At 70.9% G+C, this 22322-nt stretch carries 20 protein-coding genes and 1 riboswitch; of the genes, 12 read left to right on the top strand and 8 right to left on the bottom strand.

The genetic code is table 11. From position 1 onward, the window contains the following. Positions 1-19: 19 nt before the first annotated feature. Both OG589_RS35875 and OG589_RS35870 read right to left on the bottom strand, forming a co-directional pair. The gene (locus OG589_RS35875) at positions 20-1087 is read right to left on the bottom strand and encodes a hemolysin family protein (RefSeq protein WP_405142726.1); all 1068 of its coding nucleotides are present in this window, start codon (positions 1085-1087) and stop codon (positions 20-22) included. Beyond that, complete coding sequence (locus tag OG589_RS35870; protein ID WP_405142725.1) at positions 1084-2445, bottom strand: hemolysin family protein; 1362 nt, start codon at positions 2443-2445, stop codon at positions 1084-1086. Before OG589_RS35870 ends, OG589_RS35875 begins: the two co-directional genes overlap by 4 nt. A 279-nt stretch (positions 2446-2724) precedes the next feature. Here OG589_RS35870 and OG589_RS35865 point away from each other — a divergent pair, with 279 nt between their 5' ends. From OG589_RS35865 to OG589_RS35845, 5 genes are all read left to right on the top strand, one after another. After that, positions 2725-4065 carry an LCP family protein gene (locus OG589_RS35865; RefSeq protein WP_405142724.1) on the top strand — a complete coding sequence of 447 codons (1341 nt, stop codon included), beginning with the start codon at positions 2725-2727 and terminating at the stop codon, positions 4063-4065. Positions 4066-4123: 58 nt separating this feature from the next. Beyond that, positions 4124-5002 (top strand): Fpg/Nei family DNA glycosylase, encoded by an 879-nt coding sequence (locus OG589_RS35860; protein ID WP_405142723.1) that lies wholly within the window; start codon positions 4124-4126, stop codon positions 5000-5002. A gap of 87 nt (positions 5003-5089) precedes the next feature. After that, positions 5090-5422 (top strand): rhodanese-like domain-containing protein, encoded by a 333-nt coding sequence (locus OG589_RS35855; protein WP_405142722.1) that lies wholly within the window; start codon positions 5090-5092, stop codon positions 5420-5422. A 563-nt stretch (positions 5423-5985) separates the two neighbouring features. Next, on the top strand, positions 5986-6981 hold the full coding sequence (locus OG589_RS35850) for an NAD(P)/FAD-dependent oxidoreductase (protein WP_405142721.1): 996 nt from the start codon (positions 5986-5988) through the stop codon (positions 6979-6981). Positions 6982-7175: 194 nt separating this feature from the next. Further along, positions 7176-7287: riboswitch (TPP riboswitch) on the top strand. Next, positions 7278-8615 carry a purine-cytosine permease family protein gene (locus OG589_RS35845; RefSeq protein ID WP_405142720.1) on the top strand — a complete coding sequence of 446 codons (1338 nt, stop codon included), beginning with the start codon at positions 7278-7280 and terminating at the stop codon, positions 8613-8615. It overlaps the preceding riboswitch by 10 nt. Here OG589_RS35845 and OG589_RS35840 read toward each other — a convergent pair. Beyond that, positions 8575-9168, bottom strand: coding sequence for a methylated-DNA--[protein]-cysteine S-methyltransferase (locus OG589_RS35840; RefSeq protein ID WP_405142719.1), 594 nt, complete (start codon positions 9166-9168; stop codon positions 8575-8577). The two genes, OG589_RS35845 and OG589_RS35840, sit on opposite strands and share 41 nt — an antisense overlap. Before the next feature lie 181 nt (positions 9169-9349). On the opposite strand from OG589_RS35840, the gene OG589_RS35835 reads away from it, so the two are divergent. Both OG589_RS35835 and OG589_RS35830 read left to right on the top strand, forming a co-directional pair. Then, positions 9350-11236, top strand: a complete 1887-nt coding sequence (locus OG589_RS35835; RefSeq protein ID WP_405142718.1) for an ATP-binding protein — start codon at positions 9350-9352, stop codon at positions 11234-11236. A 152-nt stretch (positions 11237-11388) separates the two neighbouring features. After that, a complete protein-coding gene (locus OG589_RS35830; protein ID WP_405142716.1) occupies positions 11389-11823 on the top strand; it encodes an ATP-binding protein in 435 nt (144 codons plus the stop codon). On the opposite strand, the gene OG589_RS35825 is transcribed toward OG589_RS35830, so the two are convergent. From OG589_RS35825 to OG589_RS35810, 4 genes are all read right to left on the bottom strand, one after another. Then, entirely contained in the window at positions 11806-13005 is a 1200-nt protein-coding gene (locus tag OG589_RS35825; protein ID WP_405142714.1) for an arginine deiminase, read from the bottom strand. The genes OG589_RS35830 and OG589_RS35825 overlap by 18 nt on opposite strands. An 86-nt stretch (positions 13006-13091) precedes the next feature. Further along, a complete protein-coding gene (locus OG589_RS35820) occupies positions 13092-13748 on the bottom strand; it encodes a YidC/Oxa1 family membrane protein insertase (protein ID WP_405142713.1) in 657 nt (218 codons plus the stop codon). A gap of 71 nt (positions 13749-13819) precedes the next feature. Beyond that, positions 13820-14089, bottom strand: coding sequence for a DUF6412 domain-containing protein (locus tag OG589_RS35815; protein ID WP_405142712.1), 270 nt, complete (start codon positions 14087-14089; stop codon positions 13820-13822). 1 nt (position 14090) lies between these two features. Next, entirely contained in the window at positions 14091-14261 is a 171-nt protein-coding gene (locus OG589_RS35810) for a hypothetical protein (protein ID WP_405142710.1), read from the bottom strand. 142 nt (positions 14262-14403) lie between these two features. On the opposite strand from OG589_RS35810, the gene OG589_RS35805 reads away from it, so the two are divergent. The 5 genes from OG589_RS35805 to mptB all read left to right on the top strand — a co-directional run bounded on the left by OG589_RS35805 (position 14404) and on the right by mptB (position 19895). Beyond that, the gene (locus OG589_RS35805) at positions 14404-15129 is read left to right on the top strand and encodes a response regulator transcription factor (protein WP_405142709.1); all 726 of its coding nucleotides are present in this window, start codon (positions 14404-14406) and stop codon (positions 15127-15129) included. Next, positions 15126-16253 carry a sensor histidine kinase gene (locus tag OG589_RS35800; protein ID WP_405142707.1) on the top strand — a complete coding sequence of 376 codons (1128 nt, stop codon included), beginning with the start codon at positions 15126-15128 and terminating at the stop codon, positions 16251-16253. The genes OG589_RS35805 and OG589_RS35800 overlap by 4 nt, the downstream gene beginning before the upstream one ends. 860 nt (positions 16254-17113) lie before the next feature. Continuing rightward, positions 17114-17464 carry an STAS domain-containing protein gene (locus OG589_RS35795; RefSeq protein WP_363916129.1) on the top strand — a complete coding sequence of 117 codons (351 nt, stop codon included), beginning with the start codon at positions 17114-17116 and terminating at the stop codon, positions 17462-17464. A 41-nt stretch (positions 17465-17505) separates the two neighbouring features. After that, on the top strand, positions 17506-18246 hold the full coding sequence (locus tag OG589_RS35790; protein WP_405142705.1) for a glycosyltransferase family 2 protein: 741 nt from the start codon (positions 17506-17508) through the stop codon (positions 18244-18246). Positions 18247-18413: 167 nt separating this feature from the next. Then, positions 18414-19895 carry a polyprenol phosphomannose-dependent alpha 1,6 mannosyltransferase MptB gene (gene mptB / locus OG589_RS35785; RefSeq protein WP_405142703.1) on the top strand — a complete coding sequence of 494 codons (1482 nt, stop codon included), beginning with the start codon at positions 18414-18416 and terminating at the stop codon, positions 19893-19895. Here mptB and OG589_RS35780 read toward each other — a convergent pair. Then, entirely contained in the window at positions 19786-21876 is a 2091-nt protein-coding gene (locus OG589_RS35780; protein ID WP_405142701.1) for a hypothetical protein, read from the bottom strand. The genes mptB and OG589_RS35780 overlap by 110 nt on opposite strands. Between the last annotated feature and the right edge of the window lie 446 nt (positions 21877-22322).

The following is a 22322-nucleotide window of genomic DNA, read 5'->3' as shown; positions in this document are numbered from 1 at the left end:
CCGCTCAGGCGCGGGGAAGTCACCTCGCGTGGACGGCGGGGCGCTGGCGGTCGCGGCCGGGGGCGGTGGCCGTACGGGTGTTGAAGAGCTCGCCGACGAGGTCGGTGAGGCTGACGAGGCCGGTGACGCGCCCCTCCTTGTCCGTGACGAGCCCCAGATGGGCGTGAGCGTCCTGGAGGAGCGCAACGGCCTCAGGGATCGTCGTGGACGATTCGAGGCGCGGAGCGGGGCTCATGAGCGTCTCAGGCGCGTTGCCGGGACGGATCAGCGTGTCGCGCACGTGCAGCACGCCGAGCACGTCCTCGGGAGAGCCTCCGTTGACCAGCAGGCGCAGGTGGCCGCTCAGCGCGGCCACGTCGCGGACGAGGTCGTCCGCCGCCCCCGCGGGCACGGCCGTGGCCCTCTCGATCGGCACCATCAGCCGCTCGACCGGCTGCGACTGCACCTTGAGCGCGCGGGTCAGCAGGTCGTGCTCGTCCCTGTCCAGCAGGCCCATACGGCCCGACTCGCCCACCAGCATCGCGAGCTGCGGCGGGGTGCGCGTGGTCGCCAGCTCGTCCCTCGGACGGATGCCGAAGGCGCGCAGCAGACCGTTGGACAGGCCGTTGAGGGTCGCCAGCACCGGCCGGGCGATCCACGTGAAACCACGGAAGGGCAGCGCCAGCGCCATCGCGGCCCGCTCGGGGTGGGTCAGCGCCCAGGACTTGGGCGCCATCTCCCCGACCACCATGTGCAGGAACGTGATGATCGCGAGGGCGATGACGTACGCGATGCCCACTTGCACCGACTCGGGAAGGCCGACGAGTCCGAAGACCGGTTCGAGCAGGTGCTCGATCGCCGGCTCCGTGACCATGGCGAGGCCCAGCGAGCACAGCGTGATGCCGAGCTGGGCTCCGGCCAGCATGAGAGACAGCTCGCGCCCGTTGCGGAGCGCGGCCCGTCCAGCCGTCCTGGCCAGGCGGCCGCCGCCGGCGGCCTCCTCCAGGCGGTGCCGCTTGGAGGACACCACGGCGAACTCCGCCGCGACGAACAGGCCGTTGCCGATGAGCAGGACGACGCCCAGCAACAGTGCGGTCAGGGTGTTCACCGTGCCTCACCGCCCACGATCGCCGCGTCGGCGACCCGGGGCGCGAGCCGCACCCTGCCGGGGACCCTGCGCTGGACTTCGAGCACGGTCAGCAGGACGTACTCCTCGGCGGGCTCGTCCTCGTCGAGGAGGTCCCGCTCGGTGGTCAGGGGCACGGTGACCTCGTCGCCCGGCTCGGCCAGCCGGCCGAGGCGGGCCATGATCAGGCCGGCCACGGTCTCGTAGTCCTCGCTCTCGGGAAGCGCCAGGCCCGTCGCGCGCTCGACCTCGTCCAGCCGGAGGGTGCCCGGCACGTCCCAGGTGCCGTCGTCCTGGGCCACGGCCTCGTCGGGCTCGGGGTCGTTCTCGTCCATCAGCTCGCCGACGAGCTCCTCGGCGAGGTCCTCCATCGTCACGACGCCGGCGAGCCCGCCGTACTCGTCGATGACGCACGCCAGCTCACTGCCCGCCGTGCGCATGCGCTCAAGCAGCGCGGGCAGCGGCAGCGTGGTCGGCACAAGCAGGGGAGCGCCGCTGATGCGCTCGATGGGCTCGTCGTAGGACTCGCCGCGGAGCAGCTCGGTCAGGCCGGTCACGCCGACGACGTCGTCGCCGTCCGCGCCCAGCACGGGGTACCGGGAGTGGCCCGAGGACTTCACGGCCTCCAGCAGGTCGGACGCGGGCCGTCCGGCGCGCAGGGAGACCACCCGGGGCCGGGGGACCATGACGTCCTCGGCGGTGCGGTCACCGAATTCCAGCGCGCGCTCCAGCAGGTCCGACAGGCGCTCGGGAAGCTCCCCGGCGGCCTCGGACTCGGCGATGATGCGCGACAGCTCCTCCGGTGTGGCACCGTGCTCGACCTCCTCCACCGGCTCCACGCCGAAAAGGCGGAGCAGGCGGGTGGCCGAGGCGTCGAAGAGCCGGATGATGGGGCCGGCGACGGCCATGTAGATCAGCGTCGACCTGGAGAGCCATTTGGCGACCGGCTCCGGCCGGGCGATGCCGAAGTTCTTGGGGACCAGCTCGCCCAGCACCATCTGGACGATCGTGGCGATCACCAGGCCGAGGGCCACAGCGATGCCGGGGGTCGCCGCCTCGGGGACGCCGAGGGCGGTGAGGCCCGGCGCGATCAGCGGGGTCAGGGCCGGCTCGGTGATGAAGCCCACGAGCAGCGTGGTCACGGTGATGCCGAGCTGCGCGCCCGACAGCATGAACGAGAGCCTGCCGGTGACCTTGAGGGCCCGCTCGGCGGCGGCGTCACCCGACGCGGCCTGCTCCCGCAGGGTCGAGCGGTCGGCGGCGATGAACGCGAACTCCTGCGCGACGAAGTAACCGGTCGCGAGGGTGAGAAGTAGTACGGCCGGCAGACCGAGAACCATGGTCACAGGTCTGCCATCCCCGATTGAGTTGGGCCCGTGCCGTGGCACGGGCATGTACTCCACGGGTCGGGAGCGGACACGACTGTCCTTTCGCTAGAGGTCGTCGATAACCGTAACGGTCCAGGCTCGGCCAATGTTTCCCGTGGCACGACATTGGTGACTTACTGTGACTCTGCGTACTTTTACATGAGAAAAGCTTGGTGGCGTAGCGTCCGGTGCGGACGCTACGGCAGTAGCTTCGAAGCAAAGCGGCTCTAGCCACAGGACGGGGACGACAACGTGGGCGATTGGCCTGGTGACCGGTCGGGGGGGTCCGACGAGAGTGGGTCCCGCGAGGGGCCGACCCGGGCTATACGACGTCCGGCCGGGGCCGGCGGCGAGGCGGCGGGAAGCGGCGGCGGGGATCCCTACTCCGCGGGCCAGCCCGCGCACCGCTTCCCGCAGGGCAAGGGCGGCCGAGCCGAGGACGAGGAGCGCACCCGTCAGGAGGCCTTCCCAGGGGGCGGCGAGGCGGCTGAGCCCTCCAAGGGAAGATCACGCGTGTACGGCAAGCCGAGGTCCGGCCAGGCGCCGGTCCGGCCCCTGCCGGGCGCGGAGGCCCCCGAGACGCATCCGGCGGGCGGGCCGCGGCGCAAGGACGGCGCCGACGAGCCGAAGGTCCGGGGGCCGCGGCGCACGGGCCGCCTGGTGGTCAGGATCCTCGTGATCGTGTTGGTGCTGCTGCTCGTGCTCGGCCTGGTCGGGTTCTTCTGGATCAACTCCCGCATCAACAGTGTCGAGTCGCTCACCGACTACGACGGCCGTCCAGCGGCCACGCCGGGCGAGGACTGGCTCCTGGTCGGCTCCGACAGCCGGGCCGGGCTGTCGGCCGCCCAGCGCAAGAAGCTCGCCACCGGCCGGGCGGTCGGCAAGCGCACCGACACGATGATGCTCCTGCACATCCCGAGCGGCGGCGACAAGCCGACCCTCGTCAGCCTGCCCCGCGACTCCTACGTCCCCATCGACGGGCACGGCAGCGACAAGCTGAACGCCGCGTACGCCTTCGGCGGCCCGAAGCTGCTGACCAAGACGGTGGAGAAGGTCACCGACATCCGCATCGACCACTACATGGAGATCGGCTTCGGCGGCTTCGTCGGCATCGTGGACGCGATCGGCGGCGTCAACATCTGCGTCAAGCAGAACATCAAGGACCACAAGGCCGGCATCAACCTCAAGAAGGGCTGCCAGGACATGGACGGCGGCACCGCGCTGGGCTATGTCCGCACCCGCGCGACCGGCGCGCTGCCCGACTTCGACCGCACCCAGCGCCAGCGCCAGTTCTTCGGCGCCGTGGTGAAGAAGGCCGCGAGCCCCGGCGTCCTGGCCAACCCGTTCCGGTCGATCCCACTGGCGATGAGCGCGACCGACTCGGTGGCGGTCGACCCGGGTACGGGAGCCTTCGACCTGCTGTCGCTCGGCCTCGCGATGAGCGGCGACCCGGTCGCCACCGCCGTGCCCGTGGGCTCGCTGCCCACGATCAACGGCGCCTCCGTCGTGAAGTGGGACACCCAGCGCGCTCTGCGGCTGTTCAAGGCCTTGGCCGAGGACAAGCCGGTGCCGAAGGACGTCCTCACCAAGTAGGCGCGGCGCGCGCCCCTGGCACTCCTCGGGCGCGCGTGGCGGGGGTTAGTGTGATGGCATGCCCGAGCTACCCGAGGTGGAGTCGCTCGCCGAGTTCCTGCGCGAGCGGGCCGTCGGCCGCCCGGTCGCCGCTGTCGACGTGGTGGCCTTCCAGGCGCTGAAGACGGTGGACCCGCCGGTGACCTCGCTGGCCGGGCTGACGGTGACGGGGGTCGCCCGGCACGGCAAGTTCCTCGACCTCGACTGCGACGGGCTCCACTTCGTCACCCACCTCGCCCGTGGCGGCTGGCTCCGCTGGCGGGACGACCTCTCGGGCGCGAAGCCCGTACGTCCCGGCAAGGGCCCCCTCGCGGCACGCGTGCGGTTCGCGCCCGGCGACGACGACAGGCAGCCCGGGTTCGAGCTGACCGAGGCGGGCACCCAGAAACGGCTCGCGGTCTACGTCGTCCGCGATCCCGGCGAGGTGCCGGGCATCGCGAGCCTCGGCCCCGATCCGCTCGCGCCCGAGTTCACCGTGGACGTGCTGAAGGGCATCCTGGGCGGCAGCCGCACGCGCATCAAGGGGCTCCTGCGCGACCAGAAGGTCATCGCCGGCATCGGCAACGCCTACTCCGACGAGGTGCTGCACGTCGCCAGGATGTCCCCGTTCAAGATCGCGGGGTCGCTCACCGACGACGCGGTGGCCGGCCTGCACGAGTCGATCGTCAGCACGCTGCGCGCGGCCGTCGAGCGCTCGCGCGGCATCGCCGCCAAGGACCTCAAGACCGAGAAGAAGTCGGGCCTGCGGGTGCACGGGCGTGCCGGGGAGCAGTGCGAGGTGTGCGGAGACACGATCAAGGAGGTCTCCTTCGCCGACTCCTCCCTGCAGTACTGCCCGACGTGCCAGACCGGCGGGAAGCCCCTCGCCGACCGCAGGATGTCCCGCCTGCTCAAGTAGTTCGCGCCCGCCGCTCGCCGAAAAACAACGCTCGGTCAGCGACGGCAACCGTCCGTTAGCGGGCGGAAAGCTCGCAGAGCGGGGACAATGAACGGCATGACCGTCCCTGAGATCGAGGCCAAGGCCGTACCCGACGACGTCTTCCTGCTCGATGTCCGCGAGCCCGACGAGTGGCAGGCGGGGCACGCCCCGACGGCCGTCCACATCCCGCTCGGCGCGCTGCAGCAGAGGGTCGACGAGGTCCCGGCGGGCGTTCCGGTCTATGTCGTCTGCCGGGTCGGCGGCAGGTCCGCGAGGGCCGCCGCGTGGCTCAACCACGTGGGCCGCGAGGCGATCAACGTCGAGGGCGGCATGCAGTCGTGGGCCGCCGCCGGCCGCCCGATGGTGGCGGAAAACGGGGGGCAGCCCTTCGTCGCCTAGCGGCGGGGTGTAATAATTCGGTCAAAATTGATACCGCGGGAGCTCGGGCGCAACCGGGCTGAGAGGGCGGTTCCCAGTCACGCTGGGCGCGCCGCCGACCGCATGAACCTGTCCGGATGGTGCCGTCATAGCCTGCCGTGCCGTTGCTGCGCAGGTCAAAGGCCACCTACGGGTGGCGTAGTAGGTGGCCCCTTTGGCCCCCGTACAGCTACGAAGTACAGCAGTAGCCGCGCTTAAAGCCCTCCGCAGCCTTTCCCCAAGATTGGATGTGCGAGCCGTTCATGCTCGCCCGCACCGGCCTGACCGTACGGGAGCACCAAGAGCGCACCATCGCCAACTTCCTAGAGCTGAGGCGGATCGCCCCCGGTTTGCCGTTCATCCCGGTACTTCAGGGGTGGGCGCTGGCTGTTCCCTGTCAAGTCGAGCGTGTTGAGATCTAGCGGTCATTCCGAGGGGCCTCGGTCGGTGTGACTGAGCGCTTCAGTTGGCGGATGAGCACGCTAGTTGGCGGAGCTGAGCGCGCTAGGGTCGTGAACGTGTTGAGCTCATCGGTGAGTGGGGACTTGGTCGTCGTCGGCGCCGGCATTGTCGGCGCATCGGTGGCCTATCACGCCGCCCGGGCGGGCGCCGCGGTGACGTTGGTCGACGCCGGGCGGCCAGGCGCCGGCGTGACGGCGGACTCGTTCGCCTGGGTCGGAGCGTCTGGCGTGCGTAAAGGTCCGGCCGCCGGGCTGCGGGCCACCGCAACGGCGGAGTACCACCGACTCGGGGCCGAGTTGCCGGGACTCCCGGTTACCTGGTCCGGCTCGCTGAGCTGGACCAGGGAGGGCAGTGCGCCGGACGCCGGGCCCGGGCAGACGATCGTGGACGCGGCCACCGTGGCGACGCTCGAGCCCACCCTTCGGCAGCCTCCGGAGTGGGCTGTCTGGGCGCCGGGTGACGGCGCTGTTGACTCGGTGGGCGTGACCGAGCGGCTGGTCGCGGCCGCTCGCACCCATGGAGCTCGGGTACATCTGGACACGCCGGTTACCGCGGTCCGCCGGGATACAGCGGGCCAGATTACCGGGGTTGAGACGGCAGCAGGACCCCTCTCCGGTGCGACGGTGGTGCTGGCGGCCGGAGTTGCCACGGCCGCGCTGGGCGCGCCGCTCGGCGTGCGCGTCCCGGTCGAACCGTCGCCGTCGCCGCTGTTCCGGCTCCGCGCCCCGGCCGGTCTGGTCCGCACCGTGGTCAACACTGAGGACTTCGATCTTCGGCAGGTCGCCGCGGACCAGCTGATCGCCGCCGCGGACTCGCCCGAACGGACCCTTGCCGCCGTCCGGTCCACTTTCCATGGCGCCGGGAGCGTCGAGCTGCTCAGCACCCGACTCGGAGCGCGCCCAATGCCGGCCGACGGTGAGCCGATCGTCGGCCCGGTCGCCGAGGTCCCCGGCCTCTATTTGGCAGTGATGCACTCGGCGGTCACGCTCGCCGCGGCCGTGGGCCGCCTGGTCGCGCGGGAGTTGGTCGACGGAACCGTTGAGTCGGCTCTGTCAGGTTGCCGCCCGGATCGCTTCTAATGGCACGGCCCCGTTGCAGCCTGCCCCGCTGCTGCTCTCGGAGCAGGACCGCTTGAGTGCGCTGAAACAGCCGGGAAGTACAGCTACCGCTACGCACTTAGCTGTACTTCGGCGGACGGAGCCGTGAGACGGTCGTGATCCCATGCCCCTGTGGTCAGATGCCGTCTGATGAGGCAAGATAGGGCGCTAACTGCATAAGCCGTAGCGGGAGCTCGGGAGCGCCGGGCTGAGAGGGCAACCGACCTGTTGCCGACCGCATGAACCTGTCCGGGTAATGCCGGCGTAGGGAGCGTGCGATGACGTCCGCCGTCGGCGAGGTCCCCCTGACACTCGACGAGGCCCCTCCGAAGACCTTGGGCCTGCTCGACCAGGGTGCCTTCTGGGCCAACCTCGGGGTGAGCCTCCTCGGCTTCTCCGGGGCCCTGTACCTGCTCAACCCGCTGGGCGACACCCCGCTGAGCCTCGCCGCCGCCGTCCTCGCGGCGGTGGTCGGCAGCCTGATCGGCACCGTGATGGTCGGCCTCGCGGCTGTGCCCGGCGCGCGCACCGGCGCGCCGGCGATGGTGCTGCTGCGCGGCCTGTTCGGGGCCAGGCTGTCGTACGTCCCGACGGTTCTGAACATCGTCCAGATGCTCGGCTGGGGGGCCTTCGAGCTGTGGGTGATCGCCACCGGGGCGCGTGCGATCTTCGGTGACTCGGTGCCGTACTGGGTCTGGGTGGTGGCGGCCGGGCTGCTCACCATCGCCCTGACGATCCGGCCGCTCGGCGCCATCCGCCTGCTCCGCCGCTTCGTGACGGCCGGGGTGGTCGTCGCGATGGTGTGGCTCGCGGTGGCGCTGCTGCGCGAGGCGCCCGCGCTCGGGGGCGGCGACTGGAAGGCCTTCGCCCCTGCCGTCGACTACGTGATCGCGCTCTCGGTCTCCTGGGTGCCGGTGGCGGCCGACTACGCGCGGCACTCGCGGTCGGGCCGGGAGGCCTTCGCGGGGGTGGTCGGCGGCTACACGATCGCCCAGGTCGCGTGCCTGGTCATCGGCATACTCGCGCTGGCCCTGGTCGGCAACGACCCCGACCGCGTGTGGGACGCGTTCGTCGCGGTGCCCCTCGGCGGCCTGTTCTTCGGCATCCTGGTGCTGAGGGAGGCCGACCAGTCGTTCGCCAACGTCTACTCCACGGCGATGTCCCTGCAGAACCTCCTGCCGAGGGTGGACCGGCGCGTCCTCTCGATCGGCGTCGGCGTGCTGACCACCGTCATCGCGCTCTTCGCCGACGTGAACTCCTACGGGGCGTTCCTCGGCGTCATCGGCGCGGTGTTCGTCCCGATGTTCGCCGTACTCGTGATCGACTACTTCCTGCTCGGCGGGGCGGCCAGGTGGGACACCTCGGCGAGCGCGCCCTCGCGATGGGGGATGATCGTGCCGTGGGTGCTCGGTTTCGTGGCGTACTGGCTGGTCACGGCCACGCCCACGGTGGCGTGGTGGGACTCGGTGTGGACGGTGCTCCGCGACGCGATCGGCTTCGAGCGGCAGGTCTGGATGAACGCCGCGCTGGCCGCCTTCGTCGTGTCCGCGCTGGCGACGCTGCTCGTGCGGGCGCTCAGCGGGCGGGGTCTTGGAGGCGGAGGTCCTCGAGGCTGAGGTTCTCGAGGCGGAGAAGGAACTGCTTGGCGGCGAGACCGCCGGCGTACCCTCCGGGATTCCCCTGGGACTCGATCGCCCGGTGGCAGGGGACGATGACGCAGACCGGGTTGGCGGTCAGCGCGTTGCCTATGGCGCGCAGCGCCTGGGGCCGCCCGATGCGCTCGGCGATCTCCGGAAATGTCGTGACGCTTCCGTAGGGCACGGCCATCGTCATCTGGAGCACCGTGCGGGCGAACGGCGTGGCCAGCCGCAGGTCGACGGGCAGGGTGAAGGCCCTGAGCCTGCCGGAGAAGTACGCGTCCAGCTCGCGGCGTATCGGGTCGAGGCGCCGGGGGTCGGGGCCGATGAACGAGCCGATCTCGCGGGTGATGCGCGCGAAGACCACGTGCTCGTTCTCGTAGCTGCAGGCGACCACGCCGCGCGCGGTGACGGCGAGCGCCAGCCGTCCGACAGGGGTGTCGGTCATCCCGAACGCGATGTCGGGCGGGGTCTCGCCCACATAGCCGGGAGCGGTCACCCGCACGAGGGCTTCGAGATCCCCTGTCGACATGGCCGCACCCCTCCCGGTCCCGCTACCAGGCAGCGTATCGGAGCGGAGGGTCCCACCGGTCGTGACGGCGAGCGCGCCGCGCGCCGTGGAAGGCCCCGCGAGGGTACGGTCCCGGCGAATGCGACGATTCGCACATCGAAATTGCCAAGACGCGATTGCAAAAACGGGCACGATGGGGTCCATGAGTGACGACAGGGTAGAGAACGCCGATGACGGCTTTGCCCGTGCTGTCCTCGCGAGCTCCCCGAATGCCGTCGTAGCCCTCGATCGCGACCTTTCCGTCCTGGTGTGGAATCCCGCCGCCGAGCGACTGTTCGGCTGGACCTCAGGCGACATGACCGGGCGCAGGGCGCCGCTCGTCCCCGACGAGCTCATGGCCGAGCACAACGCGGTGCTCGAACGGGTCCGCACCGGAGGTCCCGTCTCCCTGCGCACCAAGCGCCTGCGCAGCGACGGCTCGCTCGTCGACGTGGGCGTGGACATGAGCGCGCTGCGCTCGGAGGCAGGCGCGCTGCTCGGGTACGTCAGCGTCTATCACTCGCTGGAGAACGACTCGGCCGCCCGCGACCGGGGGGCCCGCAGGGCGAGGCTCGTCCGGCGGCTCACCGACGTGGTCGGCGACATCAACGCCGAGCTTGAGCTGTCACCCGTGCTCGACCGCATCGCGGGGAGCCTCACCGAGCTGACCGGGGCCGACGCGGGCGGCTTCGTGCTGATCGAGGACGACCGCCTGCGGCTGGTCAGCACGCACGGGCTGCCCGACAGGCTGCGTGGCGCCACCGCCGACCTGCATACGAGCCTCGTCGGCAAGCTGCTGCGGACCGGCAAGACCGTCCTGCTGGAGACCGGCGACCAGACCGTGCTCGACGACCTGATCTGGTCGGAGCTGCCAGGACTGCACACCATCGCGCTCGGCGTCGCGGCGGTCGGCGGGCGGCCGTACGGGGCGCTGTACGCGCTGTTCGCCGAGCGCAAGGCCGGCCACATCGAGCTTGAGCTGCTGGAACTGCTGGCCGGGCACGCGGGGATCGCGCTCGCTAACGCCATGGCGTACCAGGACGCCGTGCGGCAGCGGGCCCACGAGCGGGCGGTCGTCGACGCGAGCGCGGACGGCATAGCCGTGCTCGACGGCACGGGGCTCGTCCGCCAGTGGAACCCCGCGGCCGAGGAGCTGACCGGGGTGCGGGCGCCCGAGGTGATCGGTCACCGGCCGCCGTTCCCACTGCCCGCGCCGGGCGAGAAGCTCACCACCCAGCTCCCGTGCGGGCGCTGGCTGGACGTCGTCAGCGCGAAGATCGACGAGACCGCCGAGATCGTCGTCGACTTTCGCGACGTCACGCGGGCCAAGGAGCTGGAGGAGGCCAAGGACCTGTTCCTCGCCACCACCAGCCACGAACTGCGCACGCCCATCACGGTGGTGCAGGGGTTCGCCAGCACGCTGGACGCGCGCTGGGACAAGCTGTCGGACGTGGAGCGCCGTTCCGCCGTGCGGACCATCGCGGAGCGGGCCAGGGCGCTCGGCCAGCTCATGGACCACCTCCTGCTCGGCGCGCGGGCCGGGGCCGAGGAGCTGAAGGTCCAGGTGGAGAGCTTCGACCTGGGCGAACGGGTGCGCGCGGCCACGCTGGGAATGCCCGTCCTGTCCGACCGGCATAGCGTGGAGGTGGACATCCCGAGCGACCTGCCACTGGTCGACGGTGATGCGCTTGCCACCGACATCCTGCTCGGCCAGCTCCTGGAGAACGCCTTCAAGTACTCGCCGGACGGCGGGTTGATCCGCGTGCTCGCGTGGGCCGAGGGCGACCACGTGGTCCTCGTGGTGGACGACGAGGGGGTGGGCATCGCGCCGGACGACCGCGAGCGCGTCTTCGAGCGGTTCGTCCAGGCGGACAGTGGCGACCGCCGCAGGTTCGGCGGTGTGGGGCTCGGGCTTTACATCGCCCGCAGCCTCGCCCGGGCCCAAGGCGGCGAGGTCACCGCGCATTCCCGGCCCGGCGGAGGCACCCGAATGAGATTCATCCTGGGCACAGCACCGGCCTATATCGGATCCGACACACCGAACCGGTAACGAGCAGGTCACGGATGGACTCACCTATTGTCGAATCTGCACAAGCAATGATCGCCGCACGGTTTCCAGAACCATCGAACGGGGCATTTCGGTCGTACTGGGATGTGTTTTCCTCAGGGGGAAATGCAGGAGAACGGGGAAGTGAGGGCGTCGTGCTGTTGCCGTATGCGCCGACCAGCGTCGCCGTCGCACGCCAGCGTCTCAGCGCCGATCTCGAGGCATGGGGGGTGTTCGCCGCCGCGGTAGAGGACGCCGTCCTTGTGGTGAGCGAACTGCTGAGCAATGCGTTGCGTCACGCCCACCCGCTCCCATCAGGCCAGATCATGGCCACTTGGGACTGGGCGGACGAACATCTCGAGGTCACGGTGAGTGATGGAGGAGCGGCCACGGAGCCCCGTGCGGGACGGCCGACCCTCTCCTCGCTCGGCGGGCGGGGGCTCGGCATCGTCGAGTTCCTCGCCGTGCGCTGGGGGGTGCGCCACGACGGTGACGTGACCACGGTGTGGGCGGTTCTCCACGCCCCGGTCGCTGTCCTTAATTCACAAGTTAGAACGGCCGAAATAGGCGCCCTACGCGAGTGCGGATAGACGTTCTCTGCTGATAGGGCAGGACATACAGCGTGGGCCACCCCGGCCGCTTCCTAGTTCGCTGCCCGCAATACGGATGACCTTCACCCCTGAGGCCTCCAGGCGCGCGTTCGTCTCCACATTGCGCTCATAGGCGACCGCGACGCGCGGGGCGAGGGCGAGCGTGTTGTTCCCGTCGTCCCACTGCTCGCGTTCGGCGGTGACGGGGTCGAGCCCGGTGTCGATGACCTTGACCCGCTCGATGCCCATGGCCTGTGCCGCCGCCTCCAGGAACGGGCGGGGCTCGAAGACGCGAAGCTCGCCGTGCTCCATCGAGGTCACGGTGTAGGCCTGGAGCGAGTAGGCCACCGGGGGATACATGACCACGGTGTCCACGTCGACCATCGTGCAGATCGTGTCGAGGTGCATGGTGGCCCGCTGCTGGGCGATCGGCACCGCCAGCACGGTGTGCGCCAGCCCGGCCTCGAAGACGCGCCGGCAGAGGCGCTCCACCCCCGCCGGCGTCGTACGCTCCCCGGTGCCCACAGCGATGACGCCGGGGCCCATCAGCAGCACGTCACCGCCTTCCACATGCTCCAGCCAGGGCTCGTACAGGTGGTCCACTCCGGCGAACCTCGGGTGGTAGGTGTAGATCAGGCGGGTCAGGAGGCTCTCTCGCGTACGGGCCGGCATGGCGAGGCTGGTCACGGCCACGCGGTCGCCGATCCACACGCTGGAGTCCCTGGTGAACAGCAGGTTCGGCAGGGGGTCGATGACGAAGTCGTGCCGGTCCATCAGGCCGTACACCAGGCCCCGGCCGGTCTTCAGCTCCTCGCGGGCGAGCCCGGCGATCAGCGTCTGGGTGAGATCCTCCGGGTCGAGCTCCTCCAGGTGGTCCCGCGTCAGCTGCGCGAGCCTGTCGCCGAGCTGCCGCTCCTCCAGCACGGCGGGGATGATCTCCTGCCGCGCGGAGTCGTACTCCAGCGTGTCCTGGAGCAGCTCGGTGAGGTAGAGCACCTCGACCCCGTGGTCGCGCAGCGCCTGGGCGAAGGCGTCGTGCTCCTCCTGGGCCCTGCCGACCCACGGGATGCCGTCGAAGAGCAGCTTGTCGCTGTTACGGGGGGTCAGCCGCTTGAGCTCGGCGCCCGGGCGGTGGAGCATGACCGTCTCCAGCCGCCCGACCTCGCTGTCGGCACCGTTCATCGTTCGGCCCTCCCGATTGAAGCAGGTCTTTCCGACATTCAACGTTAGTGGTGTACAAGTCCCCCAATCGGCATGAGGGCGTCGTGTCAGGCGGGCTTCGGATACAGGATCGCCCGCTCGGCCGCCGTCCACGCCGTGCTCACCAGCAGGTAGATGCCTGCCGCGAGGGGGAGGAAGGCCGCGACCAGGATGGTCCCGAACGGCATCAGCCGCAGCGCCTTCGGCTGGACGTCGCCCATCCGCCGCCAGGTCACCCACGCCAGCACCGCGAGCAGGGCGAACAGCCCCACGAAGACCAGGGCGGGCAGGCTGAACAGGCCGCTCGCCCCGACCACGGCGGCGAAGTGCTCGCCGAGCGGGACGCCGAGGGCGCTCTGGGCCAGCAGCAGGTTGGGGTGCCCGGCGATGGTCGCCGAGACGAACACCCGGTAGGTGACCATGAGGAACGGCGCCTGGGCGAGACCGGGCATGATGCCCGCGAACATCGAGGTCCCCCCGGCGGCGTACAGCTTGGAGGTCTCCCGCATGAGGCGCTCGGGATCACGGGCGAAGCGCTTTCTCAGCGCCTCGACCTGCGGCGCGAGGCGCAGGCGGGCCTTCTGCGCGTTCGCCTGCCGGACGCTGAGCGGCGACAGGAGCAGGCGTACGGCCAGAGTGAACAGGACGATCGCGAAGGCCGGGCCCGTAAGGGCCCCGAGGCCGCTGATGAGCCGGTAGGCGGAGTCGATGACGGTGTCGAACATGGCGAGAAGAGCCCCTTCGTCTATGGATGAACATGACGAAAGCGCCCGTGAGCGGCACGATTACCGGGACGCTAGACGGGCGCGGGGCCTGCGGATGGCGCTCTGGGCCGAGGGCGGCCGGCGGCGGCCGGGTGGAGCATCCGCACGAAGACGGTGTGCGCGGCGCGCGGACGGTGACCCGAGGCCACCGCGACCGAGGGCGCCGACGCCAGCCGCCCGAGAGCCCAGGCGAGAAGCAGAAGGGTGACCCCCACCAGCCCGGCCGTCGTCAGCGTCGCCGGGCTGGTGTGCCCGGCGACGAGCTGCGCGATCAGCGCGACGGTGGTGGGGAAGCCGGTCATCCTACTTGTTCGACAGCTTTCCGACCACGGTGACGGCGGCGACGGCCACGACGGCGACGACGGCGATGACAAGCAGGATCTTGAAGATCCCCAGGACGAGGGGGAGCACGAGCCCGAACACTACGTAGAGTGCGAGCACGACGCCGAGGATTGAAAGAACGATGCGGGCCATATCCAGAAGGTACGTCGCACAGGGCCCGGCCGCGAGCGAGAGGCGATCTCTGGTCGAGATCGTGACCTCTGAGCACGGCATCCGTCTTACGAAGTTATGACGTGAGTCGTGTGAGCGGCCGGATCAGCCCTAACGTGGGGTGATGAGCGCGACCTCCCGACCTCGGATCCTCGTGGTGGACGACGACCCGACCGTGGCAGAGGTGGTCGTCAAGTACCTCGAACGCGACGGGCACCTCGTCGAGAGCGTCGGCGACGGCGCCGAGGCGCTGCGCAGGGCCCTCGCCAACCCGCCCGACCTGCTCGTCCTCGACCTGATGCTCCCCGGCATGGACGGCCTGCAGGTCTGCAAGAAGCTCAGGGAGCGCTGGCCGGTGCCGGTGATCATGCTGACCGCCCTCGGCGAGGAGATCGACCGGGTCGTGGGCCTCGAAACCGGCGCCGACGACTACGTCACCAAGCCGTTCAGCCCCCGCGAGCTGGCCCTGCGCGTGCAGTCGGTGCTGCGGCGGGCGCGCGGGGCGCTGGTGACGTCGGGCACGGGGGTGCTGCGCGACGGCGACCTGCTGGTCGACGTGGGGGCCCACGAGGTGCGGCTGGGCGAGCACGAGATCACCCTCACGGCCCGCGAGTTCGACCTGCTGGCGTACCTCATGCGCAACCCCCGCCAGGCGTTCAGCCGGGCCGCGCTGCTCAACCAGGTGTGGGGATGGTCGTTCGGCGACACCTCCACGGTGACCGTCCATGTCCGCAGGCTCCGGGAGAAGATCGAGCCCGACCCGACCGCGCCCCGGCGCATCGTCACGGTCTGGGGCGTCGGTTACCGGTACGAGCCGGTGGAGGACGACACGGGCGGCGAGCGACCGTGATCCTCCAGATCGTCGCCGTCACCGCAGGCCTGGGACTGCTGATCGGCGGGCTCGGCCTGACGGGACTGTGGCTCCTGCGCGGACGTTCGATCGCCATCACGCTCGCCGTGGTCGCGGTGGTCACCGTCGCCGCCACGCTCGCGGGGGTGGTGGCGATCACCATCGAGATGATCATCGACGGGCACCCCAAGAACGTCGTGCTCACCGTCGTCGCCGTCGCCGGGCTGGTCGGGCTCGGGGTCGCCATGGTGGTGGCCAGGCAGGTCGTCGGGGCCAGCAGGAGGCTGGTCGCCGCCGTGGAGGCCGTCTCGCCTTCCCGTGACTTCACCCCGCCGCCCGGCAGGCTCCCCGCCGAGCTGGAGACCATCTCAAGGGCCCTCGACCAGGCGTACGAGCGGCTGCGCGAGGGGCGTGAGCGTGAAAGGGCCCTGGAGGGCGCGCGGCGCGAACTGGTCGCCTGGGTCAGCCACGACCTCCGCACCCCCCTGGCGGGCATGCGCGCCATGGTGGAGGCGCTGGAGGACGGGGTCGTGGACGACACGGCGACCGTGCGGCGCTACCACAACCAGATCAGGGTGGAGGTCGACAGGCTGACCCACATGGTGGACGACCTGTTCGAGCTCTCGCGGATCCACGCGGGCGCGCTTCGGCTCTCCCCGCGGCGCATCGGGCTCGGCGACCTCGTGGCCGACGCCCTCGCAGGGGTGGAAGCCCTGGCCAAGGCCAAGGGAGTGCGCCTGACGGGCGAGGCCGAGCCCGTGCTGCCGGTCTACGCCGACGCCGCCGAGCTGGGACGCGCCCTGCGCAACCTCGTGGTCAACGCCATCCGGCACACCCCGGAGGACGGCACCGTGGTGGTGCGGGCCGTCGCGGACGAGGGCACCGTGCGCCTCTCGGTGGCGGACTGCTGTGGCGGCATCCCCGAGGACGACCTACCACGGGTCTTCGAGGTGGCCTTTCGGGGCGAGGCCGCGCGGACCCCTGGCCCCGATCGGGGCGCGGGGCTCGGCCTGGCCATCGCGCGCGGAATCGTCGAAGCGCATGAAGGCGCGATCGCCGTTGTCAACGAAGGCGCGGGCTGTCGTTTCGAGATCATGCTTCCGATCTCCGGGCCTGCGGCCTGACGTGCCGTTCTGGAGGCTCGTCAGGGGGCCCTCGGTGGTGAACCTGTAGCCGGAGATGTCGACGGACCCCTTCGCGCCGAGTGCGCCGTTCAAGCGGAACGAGGGACTCGTATCACCCGGGTTGCCCGGTGCGGTGTGATCGCCCGGCCCGTACGCGCTCGCGCCTGAATGGTCGCCGGCCTCGTGGTAGGTCTCGGAGTACTCCCCGCCCGGCGCGGGGGCGTACTCGGAGGCCAGGCTCGCGCGCTCGTACGCCGGGAGGGCGTCGAGCGCCTCCGACATCGCCCTGAACGTCGGGCAGGGCCAGCGCCACATGCAGCTCCTGCAGCGCAGGATCGGGTGGGCGGCGTCACTCGTGATGCCGCCCGCGTCGCGGGGCTGGTGCAGGTCGAGCAGGCGCAGGCCGAGCTCGGAGAAGCACAGCAACTCCGCGCGCGCACCCACGAGCATGTCCAGATCATCGACGTGAAGGCGTGTCTTGATCGGAACGTAACCATCTCTGTTGATCAGAGACTGGAATGGCAGGGCCGCGTCCCCCCAGGCGCGGGCCCTGTCGGTGCGGGCGAGGATGCCTTCAAGCCGCTCGCGCATGCATTGTCGCTGGGGATCCTCAGGTATCTCACTGTTCATTCGCGCTGTCGGGCCCGTCGCGTTCCACGCCCGCCCCTCCTTGTCGGAGTGATGACCGGACGCGGAGGTTTCGGGCCTCCCCCCCTTCCGGCGGAGCCGGTGTCGCATAGCGTTAAGCTTTGCGTACTCAGCGTTTTCGCGAGGCCGAAACGGGGAACAAAGGGCGGACGACTCTTCGGTTATCGCGGTAGAACGTGACCCGGGGGCAGTACGGCGCTAGTGTGCCCGCTGTGGAGCTCAAGGTCTCGACTCGATCACATGCCGATCACGCCATCTTGACGGTCGTCGGCGAAATCGACCTTTATACCGCGCCTCGTCTTCAGGCGGAGTTCACCCGCCTGCTGGAGACCGGGCCCGACAGGGTCGTCATAGACATGTCCGGCGTGGAGTTCTGCGACTCCACGGGCATGAACGTCCTGCTGTCCGCACTCAAGCGCATGCGAGAACGCGGCGGCAGGCTGGAGGTGGCCTCGCCACGCCCGGCCGTCCGCAAGATCCTCCAGGTGACCGGTCTCGACTCGGTGTTCACCGTGCACGACACCATTCCCGCGGAGTTGCTCACGGCGGAGCATCCGGGCTAGCGTCGGGCGGTCGCCAACGGCAGCGAACCGGACGAGGAGCGATGAGCGACCCATCCGCAAAGCCCGACACAGCGGTGATCATCTCGGCCAAGGACGAGGCCGACCGCATCGGCGCCACCGTGACCGCGGCCCTGGCCATTCCCGGGGTCGATCTGGTCGTGGTGGTCGACGACGGCTCGTTCGACGACACCGGGCGGGTGGCCAAGGCCGCGGGCGCGCGTGTCGTGCGCCACAGCCGCAACCGCGGCAAGGCCGCGGCGATGGAGAGCGGCGCGGAGGCCGTGCGCCTGTTCGACGAGGAGGAGACCCGTCATCTGCTCTTTCTCGACGCCGATCTGGGCGACACCGCGGGCGAGGCCGCGCGGCTGATCGAGCCGGTACGCGACGGTTCCGCCGACATGACCATCGCCACGTTCAGCACCCGCGTCAAGCTGGGCGGGCACGGCTTCGTCGTACGACTGGCGCGCGAGGGCATCAAGCGTGCCTCCGGCTGGGTGGCCACCCAGCCTCTCAACGGTCAGCGCTGCCTGACCAGGGCGGCGTTCGAGGCGGCTCGTCCGCTGGCGCATGGTTTCGGCGTCGAGACCGGACTGACGATCGACCTGGTCCGCAAGGGCTTCCGGGTCGTCGAGGTCGAGGTGAACATGGCGCATCGCGCCACCGGCACCGACTGGCACGCGCAACTCCACCGCGCCCGCCAGTTCCGCGACGTGGCCCTGGCCCTCGCCACCCGCGAACAAGCCCTGGCCAACCTGAAACGCCCCACCCGTCCTCCCCGCTGAACCCCACACCCCCACCCAGAGCCTCCGGAGCGGGTAGGCCGCCGCGTGCCGCTTGATCATTCTCGCGCCCCTGACCCGGTGCGGGCGCGGCCTGCACGAAGGTGCCGGGGCGGTCCTGCCTTGTTGACGTGGCGCGAGTGGGTTGCTCGATGTGCTGGAATCGTGCGGTGGATCGGGACGTGTTGCGGGGGCGCGGTGGGCCGGCGGTGGTCGCCGTCGCGGGCATCGCGCTCAGCATCGTCGTCACGATCGCGATCGGGGCGCTCGGCCCCTCGGCCGTGGTGCCCCCTCTGCCCGGGCCCGCGTGGCAGCCGCCGTACTCCCTGGACGCGCATCCCGGCGGCCACCTGGTCATTGCCCTGGAAGCGGTGGCGATCGTGCTGGGCGCCCTGGGCCTCGGTGCCGGGCTGCTCGCCGTGCGGCGCGGCTGGGCGCCCGACCCCCGCAGGCTCCTGCTCGCCGGGTGCCTCGCCGTCGTGGTGCTGGCCTTCCTGCCGCCCTCCGGTTCCGCCGACCATCTGAACTACGCCGCGTACGGCCGCATGGTGGTGCTCGGTCACGATCCCTACGCCACGGGCGCGGTCGCCCTGCACGGAGACCCGGTCGCGGATTCGGTCGAGAGGCCCTGGCAGGAGGAGCCGAGCGTGTACGGGCCGGTCGCGACGGCCGTGCAGGCTCTGGCCGGTCTGGTCGGCGGCGATTCGGTACGCCTGATCGTCTTCGTGCTCGCCCTTGTGAACGCGGCCGCCTTCGTCGCCACGGCGTTGCTGCTCCACAGGTTCACGCGGGACGACCGGGCGCGGCAGGCACGCGCGGCGCTGCTGTGGACGGTCAACCCCCTGGTGGTCTACCAGTTGGTCGCGGGGATGCATGTCGACACGCTGGCCATCGCCTTCGTGGTCGCCGCGCTGGTCACAGCGGGGGGCCGGCGTTGGTGGACCACCGGGCCGCTGCTCGGTCTCGCCATCGCGGTCAAGGTCAACGCTGGGCTGGTCGCGCTCGGCCCGGCATGGGACCTGCGGCGGCAGCCGAGGAAGCTCGCGGTGGTGGCGGGCACGGCGACGCTCACCGTGCTGGTCGTCTACCTGCTGGCGGGTCCGCATTCGCTGGACCAGGTGCTGCACGCCAGCAAGTCGATCTCCTGGGCCACCCCCTGGCACCTCGTCCAGCGCGGGCTCCAGGCCATGTTCGGCGAAGGCGCCTATCGCGTCTGGATCCAGATCGGATCACTCCTCCTCCTCGCCTTGCTCGCCACCTCCCTCCTCCGCCACCGACGGCCCCACCTCCCCCCCGCCTCCCCCTCCGGCACCGCCATGCCGTTCCGGATCGCGGGGGGGTGGGTGGCCGTGGGGATGGTCGTCGCCTGGTTGTTCGCCACGCCGTACGCCCTGCCGTGGTACGACGGGCTGGCCTTCGCGCTGCTGGCCATCGTGCCCGCGACGGCGCTCGACGGCTTCGTGGTCGCGCGCCTCGCCGTGCTGTCCCTGGCGTACCTTCCGGCGCGCCAGGACGGTCAGCCTCCCGACCTCGGATGGCTGGTCACCGTGGTGCGGGCCCAGGTGGTGCCGTGGATCCTGCTGGCGCTGACGGTCGCCCTGGTGTGGTGGGCCCTGAGCGCTGGAGCGCGCGGATCGACGCGGCGAGGGTGAGCGGCACCGCCACCGTAAGCGCCATGGCCGGGATCGCGATGCCGGAGTCGTTGATCAGGAACCCGACCAGCGCGGTGGTGAGCACGCCGAACAGCCCGGCACGCAGCGCCGGGGCGCGCGTGTAGGCGAGGCTGAGCGCCGAGGCGCCCCACTGTGACGGACGGGCGAGCACGAGGTAGAGGAACGCCAGCGCGGCCAGCGAGAGCGCGGTGAGCTGCCAGTTCCCGAGGGTGCCGAGCATCGAGCTCAGCTTGCGCCCGATGACCGGCAACGCCTCGCCCCCGATCACCTGCTGGACGAACGCGCCCAGGTGCGTGCGCTGGTCGCTCGGCCGCAGCCAGTCGGCCAGCGCGATCACGCTGATGAGCGCGGCCCCGGCGACGGCGACGATCGCGAGCCTGCCTACCGTGATCCGCCGGCCGGAGAGCATCATCACGAACACCGCGAACCCGAGTACGAACGCGGGCACCCCGCCGAAGTCCGCGCCCCAGGCGGGCCACCCGTCCGCGAAGATCGCGAGCAGCCCGTACGCGAGACAGATGGCCAGGGCGATCGCGCGCCGCCCACGCTCCATGAGCACCTGCGCCACCCCGGCGAGGGCCAGTATCGTGCCGGTCGCGTACACGGCGAAGGCGATGTTGCTGAAGCCGTAGAACCGGCCGCCGGTGACCGGCTCGTAACCGGTGACGGCGTTCACCTGGAGGCGCGACCCCGTCATCACGTCGATCAGCAACGCGAGGGACGTGACGCCCGCCACCACGCTGAGCGGGCCGAGCACGTGCGAGCGCCAGGGCCCCGCGAAGGCGAGCGCCGCCAGCAGCCCGGCGAACCCCATGATCGTGAGGATCAGGGCGGCCATCGGATGGGAGAGATTCCACCAGGGAACGAGCTGCGCCAGGAACGTCGACACCGCGACGGCCCCACTCGCCACCGCAAGCACCTGCGTGACGGCCAGGACCCGGTGACCACCCCAGCGGCGGCGGACGGCGAAGGCGGCCAGGCCGTAGAAGAGCAACTGGACGGCCACGAAGACCGCGTAGAACGGCGCGCGCACCTCGACGAGGACCCGGCTGGCCAGGTCGGCGTCGGACAGCTCCCTGACGGTGTCCGAGACGGAGGCGGGTGCCGCCCCACCGGACATCCAGGGCCGTCCGACGGCTCCCTCGGGGACGGGCGTGCCGAGCAGGTGCAGGACCGTGGTGGTCAGGTCGGTGATGGTCACCAGGGCGTCCTGGCGGGTGGAGGAGGCGGTGAGGTGGCCACGGCGGTACGGCTCCCCGGCGGGGGACGGCCCTTCGGCCATGGCCACCTGGAGGTGTGAGGTGGCTGACGCGTCGGACAGGCCGGCCACGAGGGTGGTGGCTCCCGCGGGCAGCAGCCGCAGGATCTCGCCGACCCGGCGATCGGCGGCCGCCACCGCCTGGGCACGGGCTTGCCGGGTCAGGTCGGGGGGTGTCGCGGCCGGGGTCGCCCCCGGCTGGGTGATCCAGGCGCGGGCCAGGTCGTCGACGTCGGCGACCACCAGCGCGTAACGGCTCAGGTCGCCGAGGGCTCCGGCGCTATCCGCATATTTCTGGACGTTCCCGGATTTATCGGCTGCGCCGAGTGCGGCTCCGGGGCCCACGGCCGCCACCGTGCCCCCGGCGTCGCGTACGGCCTGGCCGAGCAGGCCGATGGTGGCACGGTAGGACGTGGCGGCGTTGAAGGACGCCAGCTCGGCCCAGCCGGGGACGGTCGCCGAGCCGTCGGCGGACGCCTGTGGTGCCGGGGGGAGGGCGCACTCGCTCGCCGCGGAGCCCGCCCGCTGGCCGGCCGAAACCGTCAGCCACCCTGCGACGGGACAGGTGCTCGGGTGGTTCGGCCTGGGGTAGGCGCGGATCGACATCGACGCCGACGCGCTCTTGCCGACCAGCGCCCATAGGTTCGGCGTGCCGGTCTCGCTGAGATCGGCCCACCGCAGCCCGGGGACACCGACCAGCACAACGTGCCCCGACGGCGCCGTGTGGGCCCTCTCAGGAAGACCACCGCGCGAAGCCGCCTGAGCCGTGCCGCCGCAGAGAGCGACCACCCCCAAGACGCACGCCAGCACCACCCAGCCCCGCAGAGAAACCCCGGACCATGCCCGGAGTTGAGGGTTTTCCCGACGCTCGCCCCGTGGCTGGAAGGCCTTTTCGGGGGCTTGGGTGGGATGGTGGCCGGGAAGTGCGGTTGTGGACGTGAGGGGGTGGGGGGTGGCTTCTCGTGTGCTCAACAGGAACCTCGCTTCCACCCTTGAAGAGCCCTCTGACGACGACTTCGCCCTGGAAACCATAGCCAGAACGCCGACCCTCTTCGCACTTCAAAGATCATCTTGTGGATAACCCGGAGGGAAGGGCGGCGACTGTGGACCCGGATTCGCGAGAGTGGGTCACGGGTCGGGTTTCGCGA

Source organism: Sphaerisporangium sp. NBC_01403, from assembly GCF_045040145.1.
Taxonomy (GTDB): Bacteria; Actinomycetota; Actinomycetes; order Streptosporangiales; family Streptosporangiaceae; genus Sphaerisporangium; species Sphaerisporangium viridialbum.
The sequence above is the reverse complement of the archived record's forward strand: the minus strand, read 5'-3'. Positions and strand labels throughout refer to the sequence as shown.

Bases quoted from the DNA above. Each gene is read 5' to 3' on its own strand.
- OG589_RS35820 (WP_405142713.1), bottom strand. From the start codon at position 13,748: ATGTTCGACACCGTCATCGACTCCGCCTACCGGCTCATCAGCGGCCTC.
- OG589_RS35835 (WP_405142718.1), top strand. From the start codon at position 9,350: ATGAGTGACGACAGGGTAGAGAACGCCGATGACGGCTTTGCCCGTGCT.
- OG589_RS35805 (WP_405142709.1), top strand. From the start codon at position 14,404: ATGAGCGCGACCTCCCGACCTCGGATCCTCGTGGTGGACGACGACCCG.
- OG589_RS35845 (WP_405142720.1), top strand. From the start codon at position 7,278: ATGACGTCCGCCGTCGGCGAGGTCCCCCTGACACTCGACGAGGCCCCT.
- OG589_RS35870 (WP_405142725.1), bottom strand. From the start codon at position 2,445: ATGGTTCTCGGTCTGCCGGCCGTACTACTTCTCACCCTCGCGACCGGT.
- OG589_RS35855 (WP_405142722.1), top strand. From the start codon at position 5,090: ATGAACGGCATGACCGTCCCTGAGATCGAGGCCAAGGCCGTACCCGAC.
- OG589_RS35815 (WP_405142712.1), bottom strand. From the start codon at position 14,089: ATGACCGGCTTCCCCACCACCGTCGCGCTGATCGCGCAGCTCGTCGCC.
- OG589_RS35825 (WP_405142714.1), bottom strand. From the start codon at position 13,005: ATGAACGGTGCCGACAGCGAGGTCGGGCGGCTGGAGACGGTCATGCTC.
- OG589_RS35840 (WP_405142719.1), bottom strand. From the start codon at position 9,168: ATGTCGACAGGGGATCTCGAAGCCCTCGTGCGGGTGACCGCTCCCGGC.
- OG589_RS35810 (WP_405142710.1), bottom strand. From the start codon at position 14,261: ATGGCCCGCATCGTTCTTTCAATCCTCGGCGTCGTGCTCGCACTCTAC.
- OG589_RS35790 (WP_405142705.1), top strand. From the start codon at position 17,506: ATGAGCGACCCATCCGCAAAGCCCGACACAGCGGTGATCATCTCGGCC.
- OG589_RS35860 (WP_405142723.1), top strand. From the start codon at position 4,124: ATGCCCGAGCTACCCGAGGTGGAGTCGCTCGCCGAGTTCCTGCGCGAG.